18 protein-coding genes are annotated in these 24,722 nt (G+C 38.3%); 11 read left to right on the top strand and 7 right to left on the bottom strand.

The features are described from left to right. Positions 1–3 precede the first annotated feature (3 nt). The 4 genes from GQR87_RS01955 to GQR87_RS01940 are packed head-to-tail and all read left to right on the top strand — an operon-like array spanning position 4 to position 3,204. On the top strand, positions 4–564 hold the full coding sequence (locus GQR87_RS01955) for a diguanylate cyclase (RefSeq protein ID WP_158966023.1): 561 nt from the start codon (positions 4–6) through the stop codon (positions 562–564). Then, complete coding sequence (locus GQR87_RS01950; protein WP_158966021.1) at positions 565–1,674, top strand: beta-ketoacyl-ACP synthase III; 1,110 nt, start codon at positions 565–567, stop codon at positions 1,672–1,674. It begins immediately after the preceding gene. Positions 1,675–1,679: 5 nt separating this feature from the next. Next, positions 1,680–2,366 (top strand): iron-containing redox enzyme family protein, encoded by a 687-nt coding sequence (locus tag GQR87_RS01945; RefSeq protein WP_158966019.1) that lies wholly within the window; start codon positions 1,680–1,682, stop codon positions 2,364–2,366. After that, a complete protein-coding gene (locus tag GQR87_RS01940) occupies positions 2,356–3,204 on the top strand; it encodes a hypothetical protein (protein ID WP_158966017.1) in 849 nt (282 codons plus the stop codon). The genes GQR87_RS01945 and GQR87_RS01940 overlap by 11 nt, the downstream gene beginning before the upstream one ends. Positions 3,205–3,478: 274 nt before the next feature. On the opposite strand, the gene rsmD is transcribed toward GQR87_RS01940, so the two are convergent. Next, positions 3,479–4,069 (bottom strand): 16S rRNA (guanine(966)-N(2))-methyltransferase RsmD, encoded by a 591-nt coding sequence (rsmD, locus tag GQR87_RS01935; protein WP_158966015.1) that lies wholly within the window; start codon positions 4,067–4,069, stop codon positions 3,479–3,481. Between the two features lie 84 nt (positions 4,070–4,153). Here rsmD and ftsY point away from each other — a divergent pair, with 84 nt between their 5' ends. The 3 genes from ftsY to ftsX are packed head-to-tail and all read left to right on the top strand — an operon-like array spanning position 4,154 to position 7,217. Next, positions 4,154–5,515: a signal recognition particle-docking protein FtsY gene (ftsY, locus tag GQR87_RS01930; protein ID WP_158966013.1), complete on the top strand. Its 1,362-nt coding sequence runs from the start codon at positions 4,154–4,156 to the stop codon at positions 5,513–5,515. A gap of 7 nt (positions 5,516–5,522) precedes the next feature. After that, on the top strand, positions 5,523–6,218 hold the full coding sequence (gene ftsE, locus GQR87_RS01925; protein WP_158966011.1) for a cell division ATP-binding protein FtsE: 696 nt from the start codon (positions 5,523–5,525) through the stop codon (positions 6,216–6,218). Positions 6,219–6,236: 18 nt separating this feature from the next. After that, on the top strand, positions 6,237–7,217 hold the full coding sequence (gene ftsX, locus GQR87_RS01920) for a permease-like cell division protein FtsX (RefSeq protein ID WP_158966009.1): 981 nt from the start codon (positions 6,237–6,239) through the stop codon (positions 7,215–7,217). Between the two features lie 25 nt (positions 7,218–7,242). Here the strand turns inward: ftsX and GQR87_RS01915 are convergent, their stop codons facing one another. Together GQR87_RS01915 and parC are read right to left on the bottom strand one after the other, a co-directional pair. Then, on the bottom strand, positions 7,243–8,838 hold the full coding sequence (locus tag GQR87_RS01915) for a carboxylesterase/lipase family protein (protein ID WP_158966006.1): 1,596 nt from the start codon (positions 8,836–8,838) through the stop codon (positions 7,243–7,245). Between the two features lie 75 nt (positions 8,839–8,913). Then, complete coding sequence (parC, locus tag GQR87_RS01910) at positions 8,914–11,223, bottom strand: DNA topoisomerase IV subunit A (RefSeq protein WP_158966004.1); 2,310 nt, start codon at positions 11,221–11,223, stop codon at positions 8,914–8,916. Positions 11,224–11,399: 176 nt separating this feature from the next. Between parC and GQR87_RS01905 the strand changes: the two genes are divergently transcribed. Beyond that, on the top strand, positions 11,400–14,531 hold the full coding sequence (locus GQR87_RS01905; RefSeq protein WP_158966002.1) for a hybrid sensor histidine kinase/response regulator: 3,132 nt from the start codon (positions 11,400–11,402) through the stop codon (positions 14,529–14,531). Between the two features lie 116 nt (positions 14,532–14,647). On the opposite strand, the gene GQR87_RS01900 is transcribed toward GQR87_RS01905, so the two are convergent. Further along, entirely contained in the window at positions 14,648–15,325 is a 678-nt protein-coding gene (locus tag GQR87_RS01900) for a DUF2982 domain-containing protein (RefSeq protein WP_158966000.1), read from the bottom strand. 253 nt (positions 15,326–15,578) lie between these two features. Next, positions 15,579–15,893 carry a DUF3718 domain-containing protein gene (locus GQR87_RS01895; protein WP_158965998.1) on the bottom strand — a complete coding sequence of 105 codons (315 nt, stop codon included), beginning with the start codon at positions 15,891–15,893 and terminating at the stop codon, positions 15,579–15,581. A 458-nt stretch (positions 15,894–16,351) separates the two neighbouring features. Between GQR87_RS01895 and GQR87_RS01890 the strand changes: the two genes are divergently transcribed. Next, positions 16,352–17,410 (top strand): agmatine deiminase family protein, encoded by a 1,059-nt coding sequence (locus GQR87_RS01890; RefSeq protein WP_199271676.1) that lies wholly within the window; start codon positions 16,352–16,354, stop codon positions 17,408–17,410. Further along, positions 17,400–18,296 (top strand): carbon-nitrogen hydrolase, encoded by an 897-nt coding sequence (locus GQR87_RS01885; protein WP_158965996.1) that lies wholly within the window; start codon positions 17,400–17,402, stop codon positions 18,294–18,296. The genes GQR87_RS01890 and GQR87_RS01885 overlap by 11 nt, the downstream gene beginning before the upstream one ends. Before the next feature lie 238 nt (positions 18,297–18,534). On the opposite strand, the gene GQR87_RS01880 is transcribed toward GQR87_RS01885, so the two are convergent. Together GQR87_RS01880 and GQR87_RS01875 are read right to left on the bottom strand one after the other, a co-directional pair. Continuing rightward, entirely contained in the window at positions 18,535–20,076 is a 1,542-nt protein-coding gene (locus GQR87_RS01880) for a sulfatase-like hydrolase/transferase (RefSeq protein WP_158965994.1), read from the bottom strand. A gap of 143 nt (positions 20,077–20,219) precedes the next feature. Continuing rightward, positions 20,220–22,787: a peptide-binding protein gene (locus GQR87_RS01875; protein WP_158965992.1), complete on the bottom strand. Its 2,568-nt coding sequence runs from the start codon at positions 22,785–22,787 to the stop codon at positions 20,220–20,222. Between the two features lie 256 nt (positions 22,788–23,043). Between GQR87_RS01875 and GQR87_RS01870 the strand changes: the two genes are divergently transcribed. Further along, on the top strand, positions 23,044–24,636 hold the full coding sequence (locus GQR87_RS01870) for an arylsulfatase (RefSeq protein ID WP_158965990.1): 1,593 nt from the start codon (positions 23,044–23,046) through the stop codon (positions 24,634–24,636). The last annotated feature ends 86 nt before the right edge of the window (positions 24,637–24,722 follow it).

Here is a 24,722-nt window from a genome sequence, read left to right as displayed (position 1 = left end):
GAAATGGACACTTCTACGTTACTCATTAACGTCATGCTATATTTGTTTTTACCTCTTTGGGGGATCGCTGGATTTGCCGATTGGTGTTGTCATCGTGCAACAAAAATTGAAGACAATTCGGGCATTAAAGAATCACTAATGCATTCTTTAATGGGTATACAAATGGGTATCCCTATCATTCTGTGCTTAATATTTAATGTTAATGTGCTGATTCTCATCATCTGTGTTATCACTTGGATTTCACATGAAATTGTTGCTCATTGTGATGTAAGGTACGCCACTCCTAAACGCGAAATATCTATATGGGAAATGCACGCCCATACTTACCTTGGTTCGTTGCCGCTATATATGCTGACATCCATTATCATCATTAACTGGGATGTATTTCTGCAACTCATCACGTTAGAATGGGCAGGAAATATGTCTCTAATTTTAGTTGATGAACCGCACGGAACATCTGCATATTTACCCGCCTATTTAATATTCATGGCAGTTATTTGTGTCTTTCCTTATATAGAAGAAAATTTACGTTGTTTAAGAACCTACCTAAGAAAAGAAGTTTAAATGGCCGTTTATATAAATAGTTCTGGTCATTACCTACCTGGAAAAGCCATCGACAATGAGCAAATTGAAAATATTCTAGGTTTAATTAATGGTAAAAAGAGCCGATTAAAAAATAAAATTCTTAAATCAAATGGCATACTGCAACGTCATTATGCAATAGACGAACGACAAAATACGACAATATCCAATAGTGAAATGGCAGCCAATGCAGGCCTTAATTGCATAGACAATAGTTTTCTCTCTGCAACAAAAATACAAATGTTAAGTTGCGCAACAAGCCAAGGTGATATGGTTTTACCTGGTTTTGGCAGCATGGTACAAGCAGCGTTAAATATTTCAGAAGTAGAATTACACACTAGTCATGGTATTTGTTCTAGTAGCATGATGGCACTTAAAACCGCTTTTAATAATATAAAATGTCACGACAACGAAAATGCGCTAGTTATAGCCAGTGAACTTACATCCCGCTTATTTAAAAATACTCGCTATGAACAAGTAGAAAATAACGATGTCGATTTTAATGCAGAATTTTTGCGTTGGATGTTATCAGATGGTGCTGGTGCCCTCCTGCTCGAAAACAAACCTAGAGCGACAGGGAAAAGCGTAAGAATTGATTGGATAAAAAGTTTTTCTCATGCCAACCACTTCCCTGTTTGTATGTCTGTAGGCCAAGCGAGAAATGAAGAACACAAAACATGGCAAGATTACCCCACTTACGCCGCAGCTGAAAAAGCAGGAGCATTACTATTACGTCAAGATGTAAGACTACTTGAAAATATTGTTTCAGTCGGGGTCCAAGGTTTTCTAAAATTAATTAGCCAAAAGTATGTTGAGATTAAGAAAATTGACCATGTACTCTGTCATTTTTCATCTAAATATTTCAAAAGCAAAATTTTTGAAATGTTAGAAACTGCAGGGGCCAGTATTCCTGAAGAAAAGTGGTACACCAATTTATATCAAAGAGGCAATACGGGCTGTGCGTCAATCTTTATTATGCTGGATGAATTTATCAAAACACATGATCTAAAAGTCGGTGAAACAATTTTTTGTATGGTGCCAGAAAGTGGGCGATTTAATTGTGCTTATATGCACTTAACTGTTGCAGGGTAATAAAAATGGAACATAGAGTATTAACTACATTGGGCCAAAATTGCTTACAGTCTTTACTCAAAATTTGGTTAGATTTTGATTTTTCCCTTAACAATGTATCTATTGTTAAACGCTTAGAACAAGGTAGATTAAGCCTCGAAGACTATCAAAATCTTTTACTTAATTTACGTCAACAAGTTATCGAAGGGTCACGTTGGATAAGCCGATGTGCATCAAGTTTTGATCGTGATTATGCTGACGTCAGATCAATCGTAATTGGCCATGCAGCCGAAGAGCACCGTGACTATCTACTTTTAGAACAAGACTATGTTGCTGCGGGTGGTAAATTAGAAGATATTCAGTCAGCCAAAAAAAATATGGGCTCTGAAGCATTGCATGGTTTTTTAATGTATCGCGCTAGTCAACCTAATCCTATCGATTTAATCGGGGCCATGTGGATTATCGAAGGGTTAGGCAATAAAATGGCTAGCCGATGGTCTACGTTCATTAACCAACAATTTAACTTCGACAGTAAAGCAACCTCATTTATGGATTATCACGGTGAAAATGATGAAAATCACCTAGATGAGTTATATAAACTAATTGACCGAGTAGCAACTTCTACAAAAAATGTAGAGGACATTATTCGTACCGCTAAAGTGGTGGCAAAACTGTATAAATTACAGTTAGAAGAGGTTGATAATGACGCATAAAATCCCCAGTCCATATTTACAAGCAATAAGTAATGACGATTCTCTGCCAATAGAAAGTGCAGCAGTAAAATTATGGATGTTAGATTTGGATAATGGCTTTCGTTGGATTTTGAGGCCTTTATTACAATTCTTTTTCTCGATATTACTGCACATTACTTGGCTCATAAAGCGCTTACCGCTTCCGCAATTTAGTGCTCATGACTTCTTACAAAAAACCATTTGCTGGTTTTGTACACACTTTGTTTCACCTGAAGCTAATTTGTTAATCTTGAGACATTTTGCAACTGAATCAAATATTCTAAATTTTTTGTCAGAAAATACGGGGCATGATCATCGAGTAAACCTGTATCCCAAAAAAATTAGCGACATGTTGCAGAATACATTTGTCAATCACGATCAAGAACTTTTTGAGTGCTTCATAAAGCTGGGAAGTAGCAACCCTAGTTTCCATAACGAAGAAAATAAGGATTATAGCTGGAGTAGCTGGCAGCCCATTGATATGGAACAGTTTAATGTCAATAAAAAAGCAACACAGATACTTGATTTCGAAACATCACATGCCCTATTTATGTGTTTATTTTGCTTTTTACTTAAAAAAGACGAATACCGTGACGCAATTAATGGATTTAATTTAGACCAGTCTATCGCCATAAGAATAGGCCGTATTATTGATGACTCAACATTAACTGAATTGGCATATAACAAATATCCTCAATACTTGGTTGGTCCTTGGAACTTAGGTCAGAGGTTTTTGATGCACGGCTTTTTTACTGAGCATTTATATGCAAAATTAGAATCAATAAGAGTTAGTCAATTAGCGCAAAAGAACAATACTTAAACTGAGTTCTGGATAAGAAGTATCGTCTAATCTTAATTTATCATTACAATTCAATGACTTAATGACATTCACCCAAATCACCTCACCTGAATGCATACTCGGTGACGAAATTTTTCGTGTATAGCAAAGCGGATTTTCTTACGTAATAGCGGGCTCAGGTTAAATAGGCCTAAGTATTGCTCTCGCGGCTTAAGCTCTAGACACTTAGACACTTAGACACTTTCAAGTTTACTCGCTTCTATCAATTAGCAACTCCTTCTGCTTGTAATTGCTTTTAACTTTGCCGCTGATAAAGCCTTGCTTGCACTTGAGAAGTTTGTTTTTCTTTTATTAATTGCCAACCATCCGGCACAGTATAATTGCCCCCCTGCCCCTCACATTCAATGTAAATAACGCCATCAAGAGTCAGCAGCTCATGCTCAGCAATAGTATTTATTACCCCTGCTAATAGGCATTTATTAAATGGCGGATCTAAGAAAATTAAGTCAAATTTAACATTTAACCTAGCTAACTCTTCAGTGGCACTGCCTTGGATCACTGTGACTTGCTCACTACTTATATCAAGTAGTTTGATATTGTCCGATAATTTGATTGCCGCTTTTTTATCTAATTCAATAAAAGTAGTACTGGCAGCATAACGGGATAAGGCTTCAAAACCTAAACCACCACTACCAGCAAAAGCATCTAGACACTTAGCTTCTCGGGTATAAGGCATCAGCCAATTAAACAAGGTTTCCTTGTTTCTGTCAGTTGTCGGTCGTAATCCTTGTACATCAAGTACAGGTAATTTTCGCCCGCGCCAGCGGCCACTAATGATACGAATTGCACCATTTGCCTTTTTGATTGTTTTTACGCCTCGCTTCATTTGGGGTAGGAATGCTATTATTGTGAACTTATGTGCGTAGTGTACTTAATTAAATCAACGAATTTCCAAGGATTTTTCACCGGTATGTCAAAGTTTTTCAATTGGCTCAAGAAAAATAAAGATCAAGAAGTGCCTTCACCTTCTGATCAAGAAGCGCTTTCAACTGGTAATGAACAACCAGAACAGACAGCAAATACAATAAAGAATGATGATTCTGAACTGCAAAAAAAACCAGAAGAAATCAATAATAACAATGAATTAGCAGAAGAACATGCAGAAACGTTTGAGCAAGTAATTAATGCTGATGATAAGCTTGAACCAACTTTAGAAACTAATCATTCTTATAATGAAGACACGATAAACACGCCAACAATTACAACTGAAAATAAAATAGCGGTTGAAGCTGAACTGTCAGAAATCACCGAAGTTGTCGAACAAGTTGAACCTGTTGAACAAGCCGTTGTAGCCGAAGAAATAGTTGAAACTGCTCCGATTGTTGAAAAAACCAGCTTTTTTGGAAAGTTAAAACGTAGCTTATCTCGTACCAAGGAAAGTATTGGTAGCGGCATTATTGGTATATTCCGTGGCAAAGCGATTGATGATGAATTATTTGAGGAATTAGAAACGCAGTTATTAGTCGCTGACTTGGGCATGAATACTACGGTTAAATTAATCAAACAATTAACCGAAAGTTCAAATCGTAAACAGCTCAAAGATGGCGAAGCGTTATACCAACTGCTAAAAGAGCAAATGGCTGAAATCTTAAATAAAGTCGATAGCCCTCTCGTTTTAGAATCACCTTCTGGTCCTTTTGTCATTTTAATGGTTGGGGTAAATGGTGTAGGTAAAACCACAACCATAGGCAAAATGGCTAAGCAATTTCAACAACAAGGTAAAAAAGTCATGTTAGCGGCTGGTGATACTTTTAGAGCTGCGGCTGTGGAACAATTACAAGTTTGGGGCGAGCGGAATGATATTCCGGTGGTTGCTCAACAGACTGGCTCAGATAGCGCATCGGTTATTTTTGATGCATTTCAATCAGCCAAGGCAAAAAATATTGATGTGTTAATTGCCGATACCGCTGGTCGTTTACAAAATAAAGACCACTTAATGGAAGAGTTGAAAAAAGTAGTGCGAGTAATGAGGAAGATTTCTCCTGAAGCCCCCCACGAAATTATGTTAACCCTAGACGCCAGTACCGGACAAAATGCGGTTAGCCAAACCAAATTATTCCATGAAGCTGTGGGACTCACAGGTATTAGTTTAACCAAATTAGATGGCACAGCTAAAGGTGGAGTCATATTTTCCATCGCTGATGAATTTAACATTCCTATCCGTTATGTAGGTATTGGCGAAGGCATAGATGATTTACGTCCTTTTAATGGTAAAGACTTTGTCGATGCCTTATTTACCGAAACAGATAATCAAACAGACCAGGTGAGTTAAGCCAAATATGATTAAGTTTGAGCAAGTCAGTAAGACCTATCCTGGAGGGCAACAAGCCTTAAGAAAGGTAGATTTTCACATTGAACCTGGCGAAATGGCCTTTTTAACAGGCCATTCAGGCGCAGGGAAAAGTACCTTACTCAAACTCATTTCTATAATGGAACGCCCTACTGTGGGCAAGGTGCTGATTAACGGTCAAGATCTCAGTACCATTCAGCGTAAACAAATAGCCTATATCCGCCGAGATATCGGCATGATATTCCAAAGTCATCAATTATTGATGGATAAAACTGTTTTCGATAATGTAGCCCTGCCCTTAGTCATAGAAGGTTATTCTCACAAAGAAACAGCCAAACGAGTACATGCCGCTTTAGAAATGGTAGGTCTTAGAGATAAAGTAAAAAACTTACCTATGATGCTATCTGGTGGCGAACAGCAAAGAGTGGGCATAGCCAGAGCCGTTGTCAATAAACCCCCGCTGCTATTAGCTGACGAACCCACAGGTAACTTAGATCCTAAGTTGTCGATGGAAATTATCCGTTTATTTGAAGATTTTAATCAAGCGGGAGTGTCTGTGTTTATTGCCACCCATGATTTAGGTTTAATTGCGCGGATGAAATACCGTACTTTAACCCTTAAACAAGGCCAAATGATTACCGACGGTCTAACCCAAGAGTTTCAAAGTGACGATTTATATGTCTAATTTTCTTCGAGCTTACCTATGAGTATTTTATTTAAAGGCAGAGTGCAAGGTGCGCAGGTTACTCAAGTATCTGCAATGCAGCGATTAATTATGTTTTTTGTCAGCCATTTCAGACAAGCCTTAGGTAGTCTTGGAGAATTGTGGCGTTCACGTGTTTCAGCCATTATGACAGTAGGTGTACTAGGTTTAAGCATTACTTTACCTTCAATTTTGTATGTGATGGTTAAGAATGCCGAACAAGTCAGTTCTGGCTGGGAACAAGCATCACAAATATCTTTATTTTTAAAAGAAGATATCAATAAAACCGATGTAGATCAGCTTCTTAAGCGCATTCAGTTATGGCCAGAGGTTGATACCATTGATTTTATTTCAGCAGACAAAGCCTTAGATGAATTTAAACAATTATCTGGCTTTGGTGATGCCATTGCATATTTAGACAAAAATCCGCTCCCCAACGTTATTCTTGTGACACCCACTTCTCGTCATGCCGGTCCGACGGCAGCTCGTTTGTTATTAGAGAAGTTAAAAAAAGAGCGAGAAGTTGATATCGGCAAGTTAGATATTGAATGGTTAGAGCGGTTACACGCATTATTAAATGCAGTAAAAGATCTGGTCACTATCATAGCGCTTTTATTATTCTTGGCTGTGGTTTTGATTATTGGCAATACAATTAGATTAAACATTCTTAGTAAAAAAGATGAAATTATTATTATGAAACTAGTAGGAGCGACTGATGCATTTATTCAACGTCCCTTTATGTACACTGGTTTTTGGTATGGCTTTTTAGGGGGGTTGTTAGCCTGGTTTGCCGTTACTTTACTCTTATGGTGGATGAGTAGTAGTGTGTCAGCAGTCAGTGAGTTATACCAAAAAAGTTTTAATATAACCGGATTAGATTTCACAACTTTTATTGTGATGTTGACTGTTTCTATTTTTCTTGGACTAAGCGGTTCGGTATTATCAGTAAGGCGTCATGTCAGACAAATAGAGCCTAAATAACCTAGGCTCTGACTCACCAATATTACTATTGTAACTTGTTTAGTCCTTCGTACCTTTTGTGTAAATAATCTATATTTTCTGCAATCGGCTCTAATTTGATTATAAGCTGTTTTCTTTGCTTAAATTCAGGCCACTGCACAAGCCCTTCTCCATTTGGATTGCCATGTTTAATAAAATTAACAAAATAAGTTTGTAACATCTCCGATACTTTATAATCTTCTTGTTGCCACTGATAAATATTATTCACGTCTAGGTTACCCAAAGCATATTCAATTTCTGCAGAATGAGTAGCGCCACGGGCTAAAGTTTGATTCCATGATTTAGTCCAATACTCAGGTTTCATTAATGGCCGAACGTGGTCGTAGGTATAAAAGTATGTCGCATCTGGGTTAGATTGACTGACGATATTGATCCAATTCCAAGTAGACAAACTAATAAACCTATCACTGGCAATGGCTTGCGCAGCATCCATGACTTCATCTGCAGTGGCAGCAGGGTATAATTCCAACATATCTTCATAAGAATTAGGATACTGGCGTTGCACCGCTAATTTATAGTTATCTACTGTGACGTCCATATTCTTCATCACACTTGTATAGCCGCCTTCTTGGGAGTTATTACCAGCCAAAAACGGTACTTTTGCATATTCTCCATCGCGATACATCTGAGTAATATGCTTTGGTAAAACATAGTTATCAATCGTACCGGAAAACGATCTAAATTTAGCTTCAGTCACCTTATCTAAAAGTGCCTTTGCTGATAATTTTTTTAACTGTTTTATTGCTTCTTTACCCGAAACATCATCACTTAGCACAGCTTTAACTAGGGCCACGCCATTAGCTTCAGCAGACTGTAAACTAGTTAATCTGCCTGCTAAAAATGAGCCACTTTCGCCAATTGCGCCATTGATTAAATCTCGCGATAAATGAGAGGCCATAAGGGTACTAACAGAAAATGAACCAGCAGACTCACCAGCAATCGTCACTCGGTTAGGATCACCACCAAAAGCATGAATATTTTCCTTTACCCAAGCTAATGCTGCCGCCTGATCCATAAAAGTATAATTACCCGAACCTGCATAACCTGACTCTTTAGATAACTGTGGATGAGCAAATAATCCAAAAACTCCCATTCGATAATTAACAGTCACAGACACTATGCCTTTCGCTGCCATACTTGCACCGTCATAGCGTTTTTCTGAACCGTCCCCTGCTGCAAATCCACCTCCATAAAAATAAACCAAAACGGGTAAGGCTTTTTTCGAGTCTGAGGCGGGTGCCCAAACATTCAAAAATAAGCAGTCTTCACTGCTGCCTGCATCTCGAAATTGCATGTCACTATATAGAGGATTTTGCATACATTTACTGCCAAACGATTTTGCATTTCTGATACCAGACCAAGATTGTGGCGCTTGCGGAGGTTGCCAACGTAAATCACCGACAGGTGGTGCAGCAAATGGAATACCTTTAAAAGAGCGAACTTCACCTTGGTTTTCAAGGCTTCCCACTAATTTCCCCTGTAAAACGATAACTACATTTGGGTTATCATTTTTATCAATTTGAGAACAAGACAAAAACAATAAACTTAATCCAAATAGTCCAAAAAATGACAAAATTCGCATACACATTCCTAATCCGTTAATTAAGGCTGACAAAAAAATAGGAGCCAATATTGAGCTCCTATTTTTATAATGACTTTATTCTGGGTTAATGGGGTCTATCACATCGGGACTATCTTCAATATTAGACAAGCCAGGGGCTTCCACTTCAACTCCATCCACACGTTGCAAGCCTCTAGGCAATTTATTACCTCGACGTCCACGTTCACCTTGATAGTGAGCGAGATCAGCTGCGGTTAGGGTCATGCCACGTTTACCTGCGAGAATCTTCACATTGGCACCTTCTGGCACAACGCCCAACACTTTGACGTATTCTTCTCTTGATTGAGCTTTTGCCGATGGAATGCTGATTAATTTATTGCCCTTGCCTTTACCTAAACTTGGTAAGTCTCGAAGAGGAAACATCAACATGCGACCTTCATTAGAAATGGCCAAACACCAATCACTTTTTAAGTCATGCACAGGTTGTGGATTCATTATTTTAGAGGCGCTAGACAGTGATAAATAAGCTTTACCTGCTTTATTTTTACTGATCATGTCACTGAACTTTCCAACAAAACCATAACCCGCATCCGAAGCCATCAAATATTGTTGGCTATCTTGACCCATAACAACATGTTCAACATTTTCGCCACCCACCACATTAAAACGGCCGGTCAATGGTTCACCTTGGCTTCTTGCCGATGGTAATCCATGAGCATCACAAGAGAATGCCCTTCCAGAAGAATCTAAAAATACCACCTGTTGATTACTTCGGCCTTTAGCACAGGCTTGATAACTATCACCAGCTTTATAACTTAATCCTTCAACATCAACATCATGACCTTTCGCGCATCGCGCCCAGCCTTTTTCAGACAGCACAACAGTGACTGCTTCTGAAGGCATGAGTTCTTTTTCGGATAAAGCTTTTGCTTCACCACGAGCAACTATAGGTGAACGCCTATCATCACCGTACATCTCGGCTGCAGCTAATATCTCTTTCTTAATTAATGTTTTTAAACGTCGATCTGAACCTAACAGTTGTTGTAACTCATCTCGTTCTTTAGCCAGCTCATCTTGCTCGCCTGTTATTTTCATTTCTTCTAATTTAGCAAGATGACGTAGTTTTAAATCTAATATAGCTTCTGCTTGAATATCAGATAACGAAAACTGAGTCCTTAGCTCTTGTTTAGGTTTATCTTCATACCGGATAATACGAATGACTTCATCGATATTTAAAAAAGCGATCAATAAACCTTCAAGAATATGTAATCTAGCCAATACTTTATCTAGTCGGTACTGTAATCGGCGAACAACCACATCTTTTCTAAAAATTAACCATTCAGTTAAAATAGTACGTAAATCTTTTACTTGAGGGCGTCCATCTAAGCCAATCATATTGATATTGACTCGATAACTTTTCTCTAAATCAGTGGTAGCAAATAAATGTTGCATTAATTGCTCAATATCCACTCGATTAGAACGTGGCGTAATCAGTAACCTAGTAGGGTTTTCGTGATCAGATTCATCACGTAAATCACTGACCATAGGTAACTTTTTAGCCTGCATTTGTGCAGCAATTTGTTCCAGTATTTTGCCACCAGAGGCCTGATGCGGTAAAGCAGTGATTATTACATCCCCACCATCCTCATGGTATACGGCTCGCATTTTTATTGAACCACGACCTGATTCATAAATTTTAGCTATATCGCTCTTAGGTGTAATGATTTCAGCATCAGTCGGGTAATCTGGGCCTTGCACAAACTCTAATAATTCATATAACTCAGCTTTACTATTGTCTAATAAATGGGCGCAGGCATTAGCGACTTCTCGCACATTATGGGGAGGAATATCAGTTGCCATACCTACAGCTATACCAGTAATTCCGTTCAATAAGATATGTGGCAGCCTAGCAGGTAACACTTTAGGCTCATCTAAGGTACCATCAAAATTAGGTTGCCAATCAACCGTACCTTGTCCTAGTTCGGTTAATAACACTTCACTAAATTTAGACAAACGTGATTCGGTATAACGCATGGCTGCAAATGATTTGGGATCATCTGGTGCCCCCCAGTTACCTTGACCATCTACCAGCGGATAACGATAGGAAAACGGTTGAGCCATTAACACCATGGCTTCATAACAAGCAGAGTCTCCATGAGGGTGGAACTTACCTAATACATCACCCACAGTACGGGCAGATTTTTTGTACTTAGCAGCATTACTTAAACCTAGCTCTGACATAGCATAGACAATACGTCTTTGTACTGGTTTAAGACCATCACCTATATGTGGTAATGCTCTATCCATGATGACGTACATAGAATAATTTAAATAAGACTCTTCGGTAAAACGACGCATGGTCAGCTGTTCAATACCGTCTTTATTGATAATAGTTTCTTGGCTCATATTAGACTATTTGCACCACTGGTTAATTTGCTAAATAAAGATCTTCAATTCGGTAGATTACCCTATAAATTGAATTGATTAAATCATCCAATAACAATCTTCTACTTGGGATTGCTTCAAACCTCAATGGGATGGTTTAATACTAGTAATTTCTTCTCTTTGGTAAATATAAATTCATGGCCTTTAGATTTGTCAGATTAATTATTCTTGTTTTTGGCCTACTCCCCGTTTTAACTTATGGCCAAAGTGACATTCAATTAATTTCTACTGATTCTGTCATCCGTATTTCACCACAATTAAAAGTATTCAAAGAACAAGCCCATCAATTAACGTTGGATCAGGCTAGGCAACTAAAAGAACAATTTAAATGGCGTTCTGGGGACAACCCTAATTATGGTTTTTCAGATAAAGGCATATGGCTATACACCAGTATTAGTAACGTTACAGCCCAAAAAGACTGGGTGATAGATATTGGTTTTAGCCAACTTGATAAAGCTGATATGTATGTTTTATTAGAAGATAAAATTATCGCTAAGGCAATACAAGGGAAGCAGGGTGAGCGACAAACTTATCGCCTTCCAACCCTTGATTTAACTCTGCCCTACGCACAAACAGTTGAACTTTTTGTGCGCTTAGAAAATCAAAAATCTAGTGTGCTAGCACCGATTGTTTTACAAACTAAAAGTCACCATCAAACAATAAATTTTTACGACAATACAATGTGGGGCCTCTTTTATGGCGGGCTCATTATGTTGATTATCTACATATTAATTCTCTACTCAACTTTTAAAGAAAATAGCTTAATTAGCTATGTTGGGTATATATTTTCGGTTCTCATTTGGCAGTTGGTTTGGGGAGGACACTATATTTTATTAATGCCAGAGAGTTTATCTGCTTGGTTCAATCAGCACACAGAAATAATCTTTATTATTATCGGTACAACTTCTGGGTTGTTCTCGATTTCCTTGCTTGAAGCCAAACAAACTGCTCCTAAATCTTTGCGGCTTATAAAATTTTGTATCGGCCTTTATGCCACCTTAACTATTTGCAGTGTGCTAGGGCTGTTTTCACCATTATGGCAAAATTTATTGGTCTACTTGGTAAGCCTAATTGCTATGATTATTTACACTTATGCAGGATTTGAAAGTTTTGCAAACAGATTTAATGCCGCTCGATTTTATATTTTTGCTTGGTGTATTTTAGCTAGCTGTGGGTTAATCGCTTTTTGTAAATTAATGGGGATTTTACCCATCAACCTATTCACCACTTATTGTTTCCAAGTGGGCTTATTTATTCAAGTCTGTTTATTCTCTGTAGCCTTAATTGATAAAAGCCGAGATAAGTTACAACTTGAAGTGGAGCAAGCAACTGAAGATTTACGCAATAACATTGAAGTAGTAGAAGAACAAAATGTTCGTTTAGACATTGCCAGAAAAGATGCCATCGCGGCAAGTAATGTTAAATCACAATTTTTAGCTAATATGAGTCATGAAATTCGTACCCCATTAAATGCAATTTTAGGCTTTAGTAAAGAACTACATTCCACATCCTTAACCCCAGAAAAACAAGAACAAGTGAGTATCATCAACGCAGCTGCCGACAACTTGCTCAGCATAGTTAATGATGTGTTAGATTTTTCTAAGATTGAAGCGGGTAAATTACAAATCAACAATCATCCATTTTCTCCGAACCAAATATTTGAAGATGTTATTAGTGTCATGGCCAAGTCAGCTCATTTGAAAAATTTAGAGTTTGTGTATGATCTTGATCCCCTACCCGAAAAATTGATTGGCGATAGCTATCGAATTAAACAAATACTCAACAATCTACTAGGTAATGCACTCAAATTCACAGACCATGGCTATATTTCGCTATCTGTCACTGGTAACGAGAAAGAACATGGTATTTATGAGTTAATTCTTAAAGTAGAAGACTCAGGTATAGGCATTAGTCGTGACGATAAAAGAAAATTGTTTGCCGCTTTTTCCCAAGTAGACGACGCCTTAAATCGTTCTTATCAAGGCACGGGGTTAGGATTAGTTATTTGCCAGGAATTAGTAAAATTAATGCGTGGAGAGCTTTCTTTACAAAGTACCCCAGGTACAGGCAGCCTATTTACGGTAAAGATACGTAACAATTTACTAAATACAAACTTATCGATTAAACCCGATGGGCCATGGCAGAATAAAAAAGTGATATTTTTCGATCCTAATCCCCTATCTAGGCATAGCGGCATAAAAATCCTCACTTCGATGGGAGCCAAAGTAACAGGGGTTGAATCTATTGCTTTTTTAAGAACATTAAAAGAGCCACAAGATGCCTTATTTATTTGTTTGCCCGCCGCAAAAGACAATATATTACCCAATATTATTGAGGCGAGGAGACACATCAATACCACAGATGCCGTGCTGTTATATTCAGCAGCAGAATCACTTTCTAGCCGTAGTGATTTATCCCAATATTTTTCTCATAAAATCCGCTTACCCCTTACTTTAAGTAAAATTGACAGCTTGTCACAGGTACCTGTTATAGCGCCAATAAATGCGATACAGCAACGCTTAAAAGCATTACCTAAAGTCAAAGTGTTAGCGGTTGATGATATGGAAATGAACTTAAGGTTATTAACGACTTGGTTTAAAAATTCTAATTTACAACTGAGCTTAGCTTTTAGTGGAAAAGATGCTGTTGCACAATGTATAGACTCTGAATTTGATCTCATTCTAATGGACGTACAAATGCCGCATATGGATGGTTTAGAGGCCACAAAATTAATCCGTCAAACAGAGCTAAACTTGGGTACACCTATTATTGCTGTTACCGCCCATGCTTTTAAGGAAGAGCAGGATAGGTTGTTAAATTCAGGGATGGATGATTATTTACCTAAACCCATCAACTTATCAGACCTAGTTGATCTCATTCAACGTTGGTGTCAAGTAACCGAAAAAACAATCGAAGAATTAAAAAGTTTTGATTGGCAATTAGCCTTAAAACGGACTAATCATAACGAAGAAGCAGCAACTGACATTTTATGCCAATTTATTAAACAACTGCCGGGTTTGATATCTGCGATTAACCAATCCAATAAAGAACAGAATTTTATTGAAATGCAAAATGTCATCCATCAATTACATGGGGCTTGTTGTTATACTGGTGTACCAGCTATGCATCAATTATGTGACCAAACAGAAAGTTTGTTAAAACGAAATCAAACAGAAGAGGCACAAAAAAAGCTAAACATTATCAATAACGAAGCACAAAATATTTTACAACTAACTGAAGATAAAATTATATTCTGTAGAAACAGTTGATCTATGGGGAATATTTATCCAGAAAACGGCTGGATCTTAGAAAAATAATATACAAGTATAATCGGCTTGTTCTTACTTAATGATTGATTAAGCAATAAAAAATGCCACAGTAATATCTACTTTCTGGTTAATACCACATGTTGCTGACAGCTTTTTAATAAACTAACAAAGTCAGCTTCACTACGATCTAAATCAGCTGCCGATACAAATAAATCATAACCTAGCCTCTGCCGTAGTTTATTCATTCTATTCGCAAACATAGCTTGGATCCCTTTGTATTCCTTGCCACATTGAGACTTATAATAATCATCTTCTAACAAATCATCACTGTAACAATGACCAGATGAGCAAGCTTCAGAGCTATGCAATAGTAATGGCCGTTGCTCCATCAAAATATTACTCATTAAACGGGTTGAGGTTGCATCTAAGAACTTAGGGTAATCTTTTAATTTAATCGCTATCATGTCTAACGGTTCTATATCAAGACCACGTCGAACGGTAGGGATATCTATTCGCTGGATATTACTCCAAGCCACAGTCCAAAGACCTTGCCTGCGCCTATAAATAATTTCGCTTTTAGATAAAACAAAGCTGTACTCAGGCTCTCTATATTTAACCCAAGCAACGATAAATGCGACTATTGATAAACTGATGAAGAAAATGCCGATCAAATAATATATGTCGGGTAAAACAACTAAAGCCAAAGTACCTAAGCTTAAGCAAATAAAACCAATAAAAGCACTGGTCATAACATTGCGTTTAGAAGCACTTCTAATTTGGATAACATCGTTCATGGCTAAGTCCAAAAATACAAATACACAAAACACATTAAAGCAGCCCATATAACCATGGCTCTTAATTGTTTACATTTTTTGCAATTTGTCTGCCACCAAGATGACTTACTAGTTTTTGACTTATTCATTTTTCGATAATACACCTAATATTATAAATATCTTAGGCTTTAATATTATCTAACTCTAAAACTAATTTTGTAAAATGTGCAACCAACATATATCGGTCACACATTTTACTTAACCAGCAATTTCATTACTTAATTTTGTTTAAAAAAGCTGAAACTTTTGTAGCTTCACGTTTCTTAGAAAATTCACTTAAACTAGCGCCATTACATTTAACGCCTTGCTCAGAAGTGATTAATTGCATCACTCCAGATTTTGAGCCAGCTAATTCACCGATTTTACGACGGAAACTTTTGTTCAACATTTTCACGTCATCAGCTACTACAGCTTCACAAAAACTAGAGTAGGCAGTATCACCTTTAAATTTTACTTTGCTTTTAGATTCCATTGCTGCATTTGCGTTAAATGCACATAGAGCAACAGTTACTGCGATTAATTTTTTCATGATTTACTTCCTTTGGTTATGCGCAATTCGCACTCTATTTATGACTGATAGAGAAAGAAATTTCTGTATTTTTATTGTTTTAAATCCGTGAAGAAGCTGTAAATCAATATGTTACGAGCAAATGAAACTCCTAACACATTGAAATGTATAGATTTTATTATTCCACTTAGAACCAAAAGGAATAAAAAACACAATTAAAACAAAAAAAGTTCTAGATAAACCAGAAAATAATCATAACAAATATAGTTTTTAGGCCAATTGTTAATATCAATTAACAGGTTGCAGGCCAAAATCATAAAAAACGCCATTCCTAAAAACAACCAACAGATAATATCAAGCCAAAAAAAACAATAAATATAATTGAAAAAATATATTTTATATACCCCTATCAATACAAGACACTTAAGTGGCAAACTATTATAATTAGCCACTTTACAGTTACCGACAGCCACATCTATATGACGAATCAAATTAAACTACTTCCTGAGTGGTCTCCCCAAGAAGCTATTATACTGGCTTGGCCGGATCAACATACCGACTGGGCTCCTTGGTTAGCAGAAGTGCAAAATGTTTACTTAGAAATAATTAAAACACTAAACTCTATTCAGGTAGGTGTGATCTTACTTATCAAAAAAGAGCTGAAGGACAGCTGTAAACAACAACTAGCAGAAAATGCCCGAGTATTGTTAGTAACTGCTGATTATAATGACACTTGGGTACGTGACTATGCTTTTTTAACCTGTACAGACCAAATAAAAAACCTTCCTATAGAGTTTATCTTTAATGGTTGGGGACAAAAATTTAATGCCAGTAAAGACAATAAAGTGAATCGACAAGTATTGGCTCAGTTATGCCAAAACAAATTAAAAACAGTCGACTTAGTCGTCGAGGGTGGCGCATTAGAAATAGATGAACATGGCGTATTATTATCGACCGAACTCTGTTTATCGAATCCAAAACGTAATGGTTCATTTACTTTAGCTGAATATGAAACAGTGTTTGCCGAGCAACTAGGAACTGAACAAGTTATCATTTTTAAAAACGGCCATTTAGAAGGTGATGATACAGATGGCCATATTGATACTTTAGTACGTTTTACACCAAATTGCGGTCTAGTTATTCAGTCAGCCTTTAACCGACCCGCAGACTCACATTTTACTGGTCTAAACGCCTTAGTCGAAGAATGCAGAAAAGCCTTACCTAGACACGAAATATTTGAGTTACCCTTACCCTATATTGTAAACAAAGAAGGTGATAGGTTGCCCGCTTCTTATGCTAACTACTTGATTTCAAATCAAATATTATTATGTCCTACTTATCAACAAGCAGAAGACACAGAAGCTCTAGGCATTTTACAAAAAGCCTATCCAGAGCATAAAATTATCGGCATTAACTGCCTACCTTTAGTTCAACAATTTGGTAGTTTACATTGTATAAGTATGCAAGTACCTAAAGGCACACTTAAAACAGAAGTTGTGCAACAGTTTGCCAAGGGAGTCACAGAATATGAATGCTAACAAGAAATTAAAAGTCGGCTTAGTTCAACAGGCCATAGCAGACAATAATAAAGCAACCAACTGGCAAAATTCAGCCGAACAAGTCACAGCGTTAGCTAAACAAGGTTGTGAACTAATCATGTTGCAGGAATTACATAGCACCTTGTATTTTTGCCAACAGGAGGATACCCAAGCCTTTGACCTAGCAGAGCCCATTCCAGGTCCAGCCACTGAGTTTTTTGCCGAGTTAGCTGCATCGTTAAATATAGTATTAATTACCTCATTATTTGAAAAACGCGCAGCTGGGCTTTATCACAACACAGCAGTGGTATTTGATCGCCAACAGGGCATGGTAGGTAAATATCGTAAAATGCATATACCTGACGATCCTGGTTTTTATGAAAAGTTTTACTTTACCCCGGGCGACATGGGCTTTGAACCTATTCAAACCAGTGTGGGTAAACTCGGCGTATTAGTGTGTTGGGATCAATGGTATCCAGAAGCCGCCCGTTTAATGGCCATGGCTGGCGCAGAAATTTTATTTTACCCGACAGCCATAGGCTGGGATAAGAATGATTCAGTAGAAGAACAAGCTCGCCAACATGACGCATGGCAAACTATTCAAAGAAGTCACGCAGTGGCGAACTCTTTGCCAGTTGTAGTGGCTAATCGCACAGGTTTCGAAGCCTCGCCTATCGCGGGTGATTCTGGCATACAATTTTGGGGACAAAGTTTTATCACCGGCCCTCAAGGAGAAATTTTAGCTAAAGCCAGCGCCGATAAAGAAGAAACTCTAATGGTAGAGCTAGATCTTGCTCGTACTGAACAAGTCAAACGCATTTGGCCATACTTTAGAGACAGAAGAATTGATGCATACCAAGATCTAACCAAGCGCTGGCGGGATTGAGTAGAAACATCAGAATAGAGCAGCATGGAGCAGAAAAGCGGTTAAGAGCAGTAGATAGAAAATAGGAGGTAGGAGATAGTTTTTGCTGTGATTTGGCCTAAAATTTCGTCTTTCCGGTGTTCCCTGTTAACTACATACAGGGATGACGATATAGGCCGGAATCCATAAAGGCAGTAGATAGCCTAGCTAGAGAGTTAGCAAAGGACGAAGCGATAAGTTTTACGGCGATTAGGTTTACTTAGCGCAAAACAGAATATCCTTGTTGGCGATATTGCTCTAATAACATGTTCATTTGTTTAATTTTTTCAGGGTATTGCGCTTGTAAATTTGTGCGCTGCCCTGGATCTTTTTCTAAATCAAATAATAAGGTTGCGCTAGTAAATTTGCTAAATAGATTCTCATTGGCAAAGGCGTTAGGCATTATTGAATGCTCACCTGTTGGCTGATTAATATACAACCATTTTCCTTGTCGTAATGCATATGTATCTTTAAAGGTATTTTGCACTGTTGCTTGACGTAGCGGCGATTCGTAGTTTTTCCCAAATAATAGGGGCAATAAATTATAACTATCAGGAGCGGCGGTTTTACTTAGCGTTATATGAGTAATTTCGGCTAAAGTCGCCATAATATCTACTTGTGAAATCACTTCTTCAGAAACGCTACCTGCTGCTATTTTATTGGGCCATTTTACTAAAAAGGGAACATGATGACCGCCTTCCCATACATCGCGTTTTAAACCACGGAACTCACCCATACTGTAGTGTTGGTATTTTTCTGCACGGGCAAAAGCATATTTTTCAGGTCCATTATCGGATGTAAAAATAATCAATGTGTTTTCACTTAAACCCTGTTCCTTTAACGCTTGTAATACTTGGCCTACAACCCAATCAGTTTGAACAACATAATCACCATAAGGGCCAGCTTGTGATTTACCAAGAAACTCCTTATTTGGAATAATTGGGGCATGTGGCGCTGGTAATGGAAAGTATAAGAAAAAAGGTTGATCGACTGTTTGTTGCTTAATCCAGCTAATGGCTTTTTGGGTTAAAGTGGGTAGTACTTTATAAGGGTTCCAATTTTCTTCCGCTGGACCAGGACGAAATTCCCAGTTACCTTCGTTAATTGGAAAATCAATATTTTTGCCGTCGATAAATGTTGTGGGAGCGTTAAGAAAGCGATCATTTTCCATCCAAGCATATGGCGGAAAATTAATGGTGCCATCACCGAAATAATAATCAAAGCCACGTTCTAAGGGGCCTCCACTTACTGCTTTTGTCCAATCAATATCTTGAGCTTGGTAAAATCGGAGCGTGCGCCCTCTTTTTTCTAATCTTCCAGATGGTTTATTTTTGAAAACCCAATTAAACCCTAAATGCCATTTGCCTATTGCAGCGGTTTTATAACCTTGTGCTTTTAATATTTGCGGTAAAGTGATGTCATCATCATTGAAAAAAGGTTTGCCAAACGAGCCGACAATGTCATGTTGTTTGCGCCAGTGATATTTTCCGGTTAATAAAGCGTAACGGCTAGGAGAACAAATTCCAGATGAACTGTGGGCGTCAGTAAAACGTATCCCTTCTTTTGCTAGTTGATCTAAATTAGGTGTTGGAATTTTTGATTTAGCGTTCTGAATTGCTAAATCACCATACCCCATATCATCGGCGTAAATGATTACAATATTTGGGGTTTGTTCTGTTGCTAAGCTTAAGCTTGAAAAAACGGCGCAAGTATAAGCGAGCAAGAGTAAATAAGGTGATTTTAGTAATGTCGATATTGGCATTATTTATTCCTAATGTAATTATTTTTATCGTTAGCTTGATATTTTTGTCATCACGATAATTGTTATTTATTAAGCTTCACGCCTTGTTCAAAAGCCACTGGATGCACTCTGAGAGATCAATTATCAATACGGATTAGTATAAGTTACAAATCAAATTCGATCACAACAGCTTCCTGCCCACGCCACACTTTGGCCGTATGCGTACCTGCACGCAGTTTATCTAGTGTTCGCTTGAAATCGCGAGTGCTGGGAGTCAATGTACGATCAATCATCATCACAACGTCGCCACTTTTGAATCCAAATTTTTTGAGCCGGCTGCTTGCTGGCACATCAATTAGATAACTACCAATCGCTTCCTGCATACCTGTGGCACTGACATCAGCTAAAGTTCTTAAGGAGCGTACAGTCGCGCCCAGCACCTTAACCTCTTTTGGGGGCACATAAACGTTGCTAGCAATTTGCTTCGGTAGAATGAACGGTGGCGTTCCTGCCAATGCTTTCAAGTGCTTTGAAGTTACTCCAAATTCAGTCATTGGAAAATTCTTAAAGCCAACTTTAAATGCTGGTGAGCTGGCAGTTACGGTAAAGTTACCTTGTTCTGCAGCCACAAATTGTGCGTTACCGTATAAACTATGTGCATCGTCTAAAGTCTGTTTTTGTAAAGCAACGGCTGGTGTTACTTTCTTAGCGGCTGGATTATGTACGAAAGTATAATCGCGACTACCTCCCCATAACGTTGGATTTGACGACGAATAAATCTGCTTGCCCGACACGATATTTCGCTCAAACACATCAAATACAGGTTTTGGATATGGCACATTACAGGTGTAATCGCCCAGTATAATATTATTCGTGACGATGCGTTTATAGCCTTCACGTGTTTTTAATCCTCCGCTTAAGGTTAGGTTGCTATAAATTTCATAATTCGACGAGCCGTCGTCCAGATCAATATCCCATCCATGATCACTTTGCATTCGATTATAACGAAGAATGGTAGTTTGATATGCATCCCAAAATGGTGAGTGGGGATATTTATCCACGTAGTAACTGATCAGCGATTTGCCATTTTCATCTAACTCATTAGGTCCAGCGGGCATTGCACTATGCCAGATACGGTCACGCCCCCAGCTATTAAAGGCACCATGATCGTGAGTCTCTAATACGGTTTCAAAAACATCATTCCATTCGATTACATGCCCACCCCAAGTGCCATCGCTTATATTAATTCCAGCGCGCGGCGTATGGCTAATGGTATTATGACGGATCGTAATTCTTGAGGCCATCGAAAGGTTCACACCAGCAACTTGCTTTTCAAAACGGCCAGCAAGCATCATCAAATTATCCTCAACCAAAGCATCGGCCGGATAATCTTCACTTTTCGGCCCTACGACTGTATCAATCTCATCAAGAGGTCGGGCGGAGGCATGAAAGCTAAACGCAGGATCACGTACCGCTGCAAACGAGCCAACAAATACGACATCCGAAGCCCCATTTTCGCGAAACAGATTACTACGAATAACAGTATCACGGTTGTAGCTGTCGACTAAAATCGCATTGCCTCCAAGCTCTACAAATGCGCTATTTTCGATCTCAATCGCTTCTGTCCCACGCAAGTGAACTGCAGCTCCGCGATATATCGTCCAATCACTACGCAATAAAGGCTCAATTGTTTCCATAAAGGTTCGAGCTGTGCCTCGAAACTGAATCCCTTGCAGACGAATATGTTTAACAGCTTCTGTGGTTTGGTAGTTTTTAACTTGTGTTACCTTCAAGCCGTTTCCACTATTAGGTATATTCATAGTTGCGACTGGTTCGACATACGCACCATAAAATTCGACGAGATGTTTGATCTCAAAAACAGCTTCAAACTGAGCCGATGCCATATCGACACCTGCAGCCGGTAGATAATATAACCAGCCATCTTTAATATCGTGATACCACTCGCCCGGCGAATCAAGTTCTTCGAAAACATTTTCTATCATTCGATAAGAGCGATGCGCGGAACGATAACGGTTATTCTGCCAGCCACCTTCGTAAACTAACTCTCCCTGTTTGTTTTTCCCTAATACGCGGTAATGTTGACTTCCCCATAGTCCACCATGCATACCATGCATAAAAGCGCCAGTCGGGTCGGCCCACGCTTTAGCTTTACTTGCATCCCAGGCATCAGGTGTAGAGCCATCGTAAGGAGCATTGCCAGCTTTGATACCTTCGTGCTTTTGATTTGGTCCTAATACATAGCCGGCCCCTAAGTCTGGATAGCGTGCCATAATTTGACGGCTGTCATTCACGATAAGCTGATCGACCGTATCCTGTTTACCGATTTGGGTGCGATAAATACCGTCTTTCCAAAGCTTCCAAGCACGAGTGATTGTTTGTGCGCCTGTCACTACAACCTTGGCGTTCTCTGCGGCTCTGTAGGTGACGGGAAATGCCTTAGTTCCACTATCAGCAGGTGTGAGAGTGATTGGTTCATTCAAGCGGTACACACCTGCGGCTATAATCACTTCGCACGACTCAAGACCAAGCTTACCGCTGTTGCGTAACAGATCACGTGCAGCTGTGATAGTGGCAACCGGATTTGCTTTAGATCCTGTATTAGAATCGACTCCTAGTGGCGACACATAAATGTCACAGGCTTGCAAGATAGGAGATGTCAATAACAACATTGCAGTAGCGACAAAAACCAAACTATTTTTGTGTTGTTTCATACTAATTTGATACCTATTGGACTTCACACATTCAGATTGAACACGCTATAAAAATTTAATGTTTTACGCTTTATTTACATTTTAAATATACGTCATTGTTTTATATATGATACATTTGATTATGTGGTCGAGCAAGCTTCAACACTCTAACTAGGCCATATTAGTTCGTTTATTTGGGTTAATTAAAAAATGAAGATAAAAAAGGCCACAACATGAAAAAGTTATGGGAATCAAAAGAATGTTAATAAAAAAACTTATGTCTAAGCTTACGAGTATTAAAAAATATCGAATACGCTTAAACCGAATTAAACAAGCGACACGTAAGCGTGAGCATAAATGCATTTATGTACTACTTTTTGCTACTAGTTTTATATTAATCTCATCAGCAACTCATGCAGATGAAAACAAGCCAAATATTATATTTATAATGAGTGACGATCAGGGCTACGGTGATGTCTCTGCATTTAATCCAAACAGTAAAATCAACACACCTGCCATTGATCGCTTGGCACAAGAAGGCATGATGTTCACCGACGCTCATAGCGCATCTGCTGTATGCACCCCTACACGATACGGTGTGTTAACTGGCCGCTACCCGTGGCGAACTCGTCTACAAAAAGGAGTATTGGGTGCTCGTTCTATTAAATTACCTGATGGAAGCATCCGTATAGGTGAAGCGCCTTTAATAGATCAGAAAACCTTAACCGTCGCTCAATTTTTAAAAAACCAAGGTTACGATACTGCCATGACTGGAAAGTGGCATCTTGGTTTTCAATATACATTACCTAAAGGTACCAAAATAGATAAAAGCCGCGGTAAATTTTATGATGGAGTACCTATTGGTACAAAAGTCATTGATGGTCCAATTGAGCGAGGTTTTGATAAATATTGGGGCTTTCATCATGCAAGGCAAATGGGCACATGGATAGAACAAGACACTGTTACCTATCATTTAAAAAATACAGATGAAATGCTAAACCGTATTACTGAAAAGGCGGTTAACTATCTATCTGAGCCAGAAAGAAAAACTAAGCCCTTCTTTTTATACGTTCCATTAAGTGCACCACATAGCCCAGTAGTACCTAGTAAAAATTGGATTGGCAAAAGTGGTATTAATTTACATGCTGACTTTGTAATGGAAACGGATAACTCTGTTGAACGTATATTGAAAGCCTTAGATGACGCAAAACTTACTGACAATACGCTTGTGATATTTACCACTGATAATGGTACATCTCCAGGTGCGAAAATACCGCAATTATTGGCTGCTGACCATAATCCAAGTGCCGATCTACGTGGTCATAAAGCTGATATATGGGAAGGTGGACATCGTGTTCCTTATGTTGTTCGTTGGCCGGGTAATATTAAGCCGGGCACAAGCCATGACAATACTGTAGTGCACAATAGTTTACTTGCGACCAGTGCCGATATATTAAATGTTACCCTACCTAACAATGCTGCGGTAGACAGTTTCTCTATATTGCCAGCATTAAAAGGGTCTTCTGAAAAAACTCATCCAGTGTCTATCTTCGCTTCTATTTCAGGTCATCTTGCTATACGTGTAGGTGATTGGAAGTTAGCTACTTGTAAAGGTTCATGTGGTTGGAGTAAGGACGGTGATGACCTTACAGAAATGCAATTATACAACATGAAAACTGACCGCGCTGAAACCAACAATCTTTATAATGAAAAACCAGAAATTGTAGCCCAACTTAAAAAGCAATTAGAGCAAGTAGTAAATAACGGTTATAGCGTAGAAGGTAAAACAGGCAGTAACGATGTTGCTGTAACTATCTATAAAAAGAGCACAATAAAAAAACCAAGAAAAGCGGTTAATAAAGAAAAATAAATTAAGTGCTGAGTAAGCAATATTAAGTCTCGATGATGCTTAATATTTAATTGCTTCTAGGTAAATAATGGAATAGTAGGATTTAG

The organism is Paraglaciecola sp. L3A3 (assembly GCF_009796765.1).
GTDB lineage: Bacteria > Pseudomonadota > Gammaproteobacteria > Enterobacterales > Alteromonadaceae > Paraglaciecola.
This window is presented reverse-complemented; position numbering and strand designations above follow the sequence as displayed.

Bases quoted from the DNA above. Each gene is read 5' to 3' on its own strand.
- GQR87_RS01955 (WP_158966023.1), top strand. From the start codon at position 4: ATGGACACTTCTACGTTACTCATTAACGTCATGCTATATTTGTTTTTA.
- GQR87_RS01950 (WP_158966021.1), top strand. From the start codon at position 565: ATGGCCGTTTATATAAATAGTTCTGGTCATTACCTACCTGGAAAAGCC.
- GQR87_RS01945 (WP_158966019.1), top strand. From the start codon at position 1,680: ATGGAACATAGAGTATTAACTACATTGGGCCAAAATTGCTTACAGTCT.
- GQR87_RS01940 (WP_158966017.1), top strand. From the start codon at position 2,356: ATGACGCATAAAATCCCCAGTCCATATTTACAAGCAATAAGTAATGAC.
- rsmD (WP_158966015.1), bottom strand. From the start codon at position 4,069: ATGAAGCGAGGCGTAAAAACAATCAAAAAGGCAAATGGTGCAATTCGT.
- ftsY (WP_158966013.1), top strand. From the start codon at position 4,154: ATGTCAAAGTTTTTCAATTGGCTCAAGAAAAATAAAGATCAAGAAGTG.
- ftsE (WP_158966011.1), top strand. From the start codon at position 5,523: ATGATTAAGTTTGAGCAAGTCAGTAAGACCTATCCTGGAGGGCAACAA.
- ftsX (WP_158966009.1), top strand. From the start codon at position 6,237: ATGAGTATTTTATTTAAAGGCAGAGTGCAAGGTGCGCAGGTTACTCAA.
- GQR87_RS01915 (WP_158966006.1), bottom strand. From the start codon at position 8,838: ATGCGAATTTTGTCATTTTTTGGACTATTTGGATTAAGTTTATTGTTT.
- parC (WP_158966004.1), bottom strand. From the start codon at position 11,223: ATGAGCCAAGAAACTATTATCAATAAAGACGGTATTGAACAGCTGACC.
- GQR87_RS01905 (WP_158966002.1), top strand. From the start codon at position 11,400: ATGGCCTTTAGATTTGTCAGATTAATTATTCTTGTTTTTGGCCTACTC.
- GQR87_RS01900 (WP_158966000.1), bottom strand. From the start codon at position 15,325: ATGAACGATGTTATCCAAATTAGAAGTGCTTCTAAACGCAATGTTATG.
- GQR87_RS01895 (WP_158965998.1), bottom strand. From the start codon at position 15,893: ATGAAAAAATTAATCGCAGTAACTGTTGCTCTATGTGCATTTAACGCA.
- GQR87_RS01890 (WP_199271676.1), top strand. From the start codon at position 16,352: ATGACGAATCAAATTAAACTACTTCCTGAGTGGTCTCCCCAAGAAGCT.
- GQR87_RS01885 (WP_158965996.1), top strand. From the start codon at position 17,400: ATGAATGCTAACAAGAAATTAAAAGTCGGCTTAGTTCAACAGGCCATA.
- GQR87_RS01880 (WP_158965994.1), bottom strand. From the start codon at position 20,076: ATGCCAATATCGACATTACTAAAATCACCTTATTTACTCTTGCTCGCT.
- GQR87_RS01875 (WP_158965992.1), bottom strand. From the start codon at position 22,787: ATGAAACAACACAAAAATAGTTTGGTTTTTGTCGCTACTGCAATGTTG.
- GQR87_RS01870 (WP_158965990.1), top strand. From the start codon at position 23,044: ATGTCTAAGCTTACGAGTATTAAAAAATATCGAATACGCTTAAACCGA.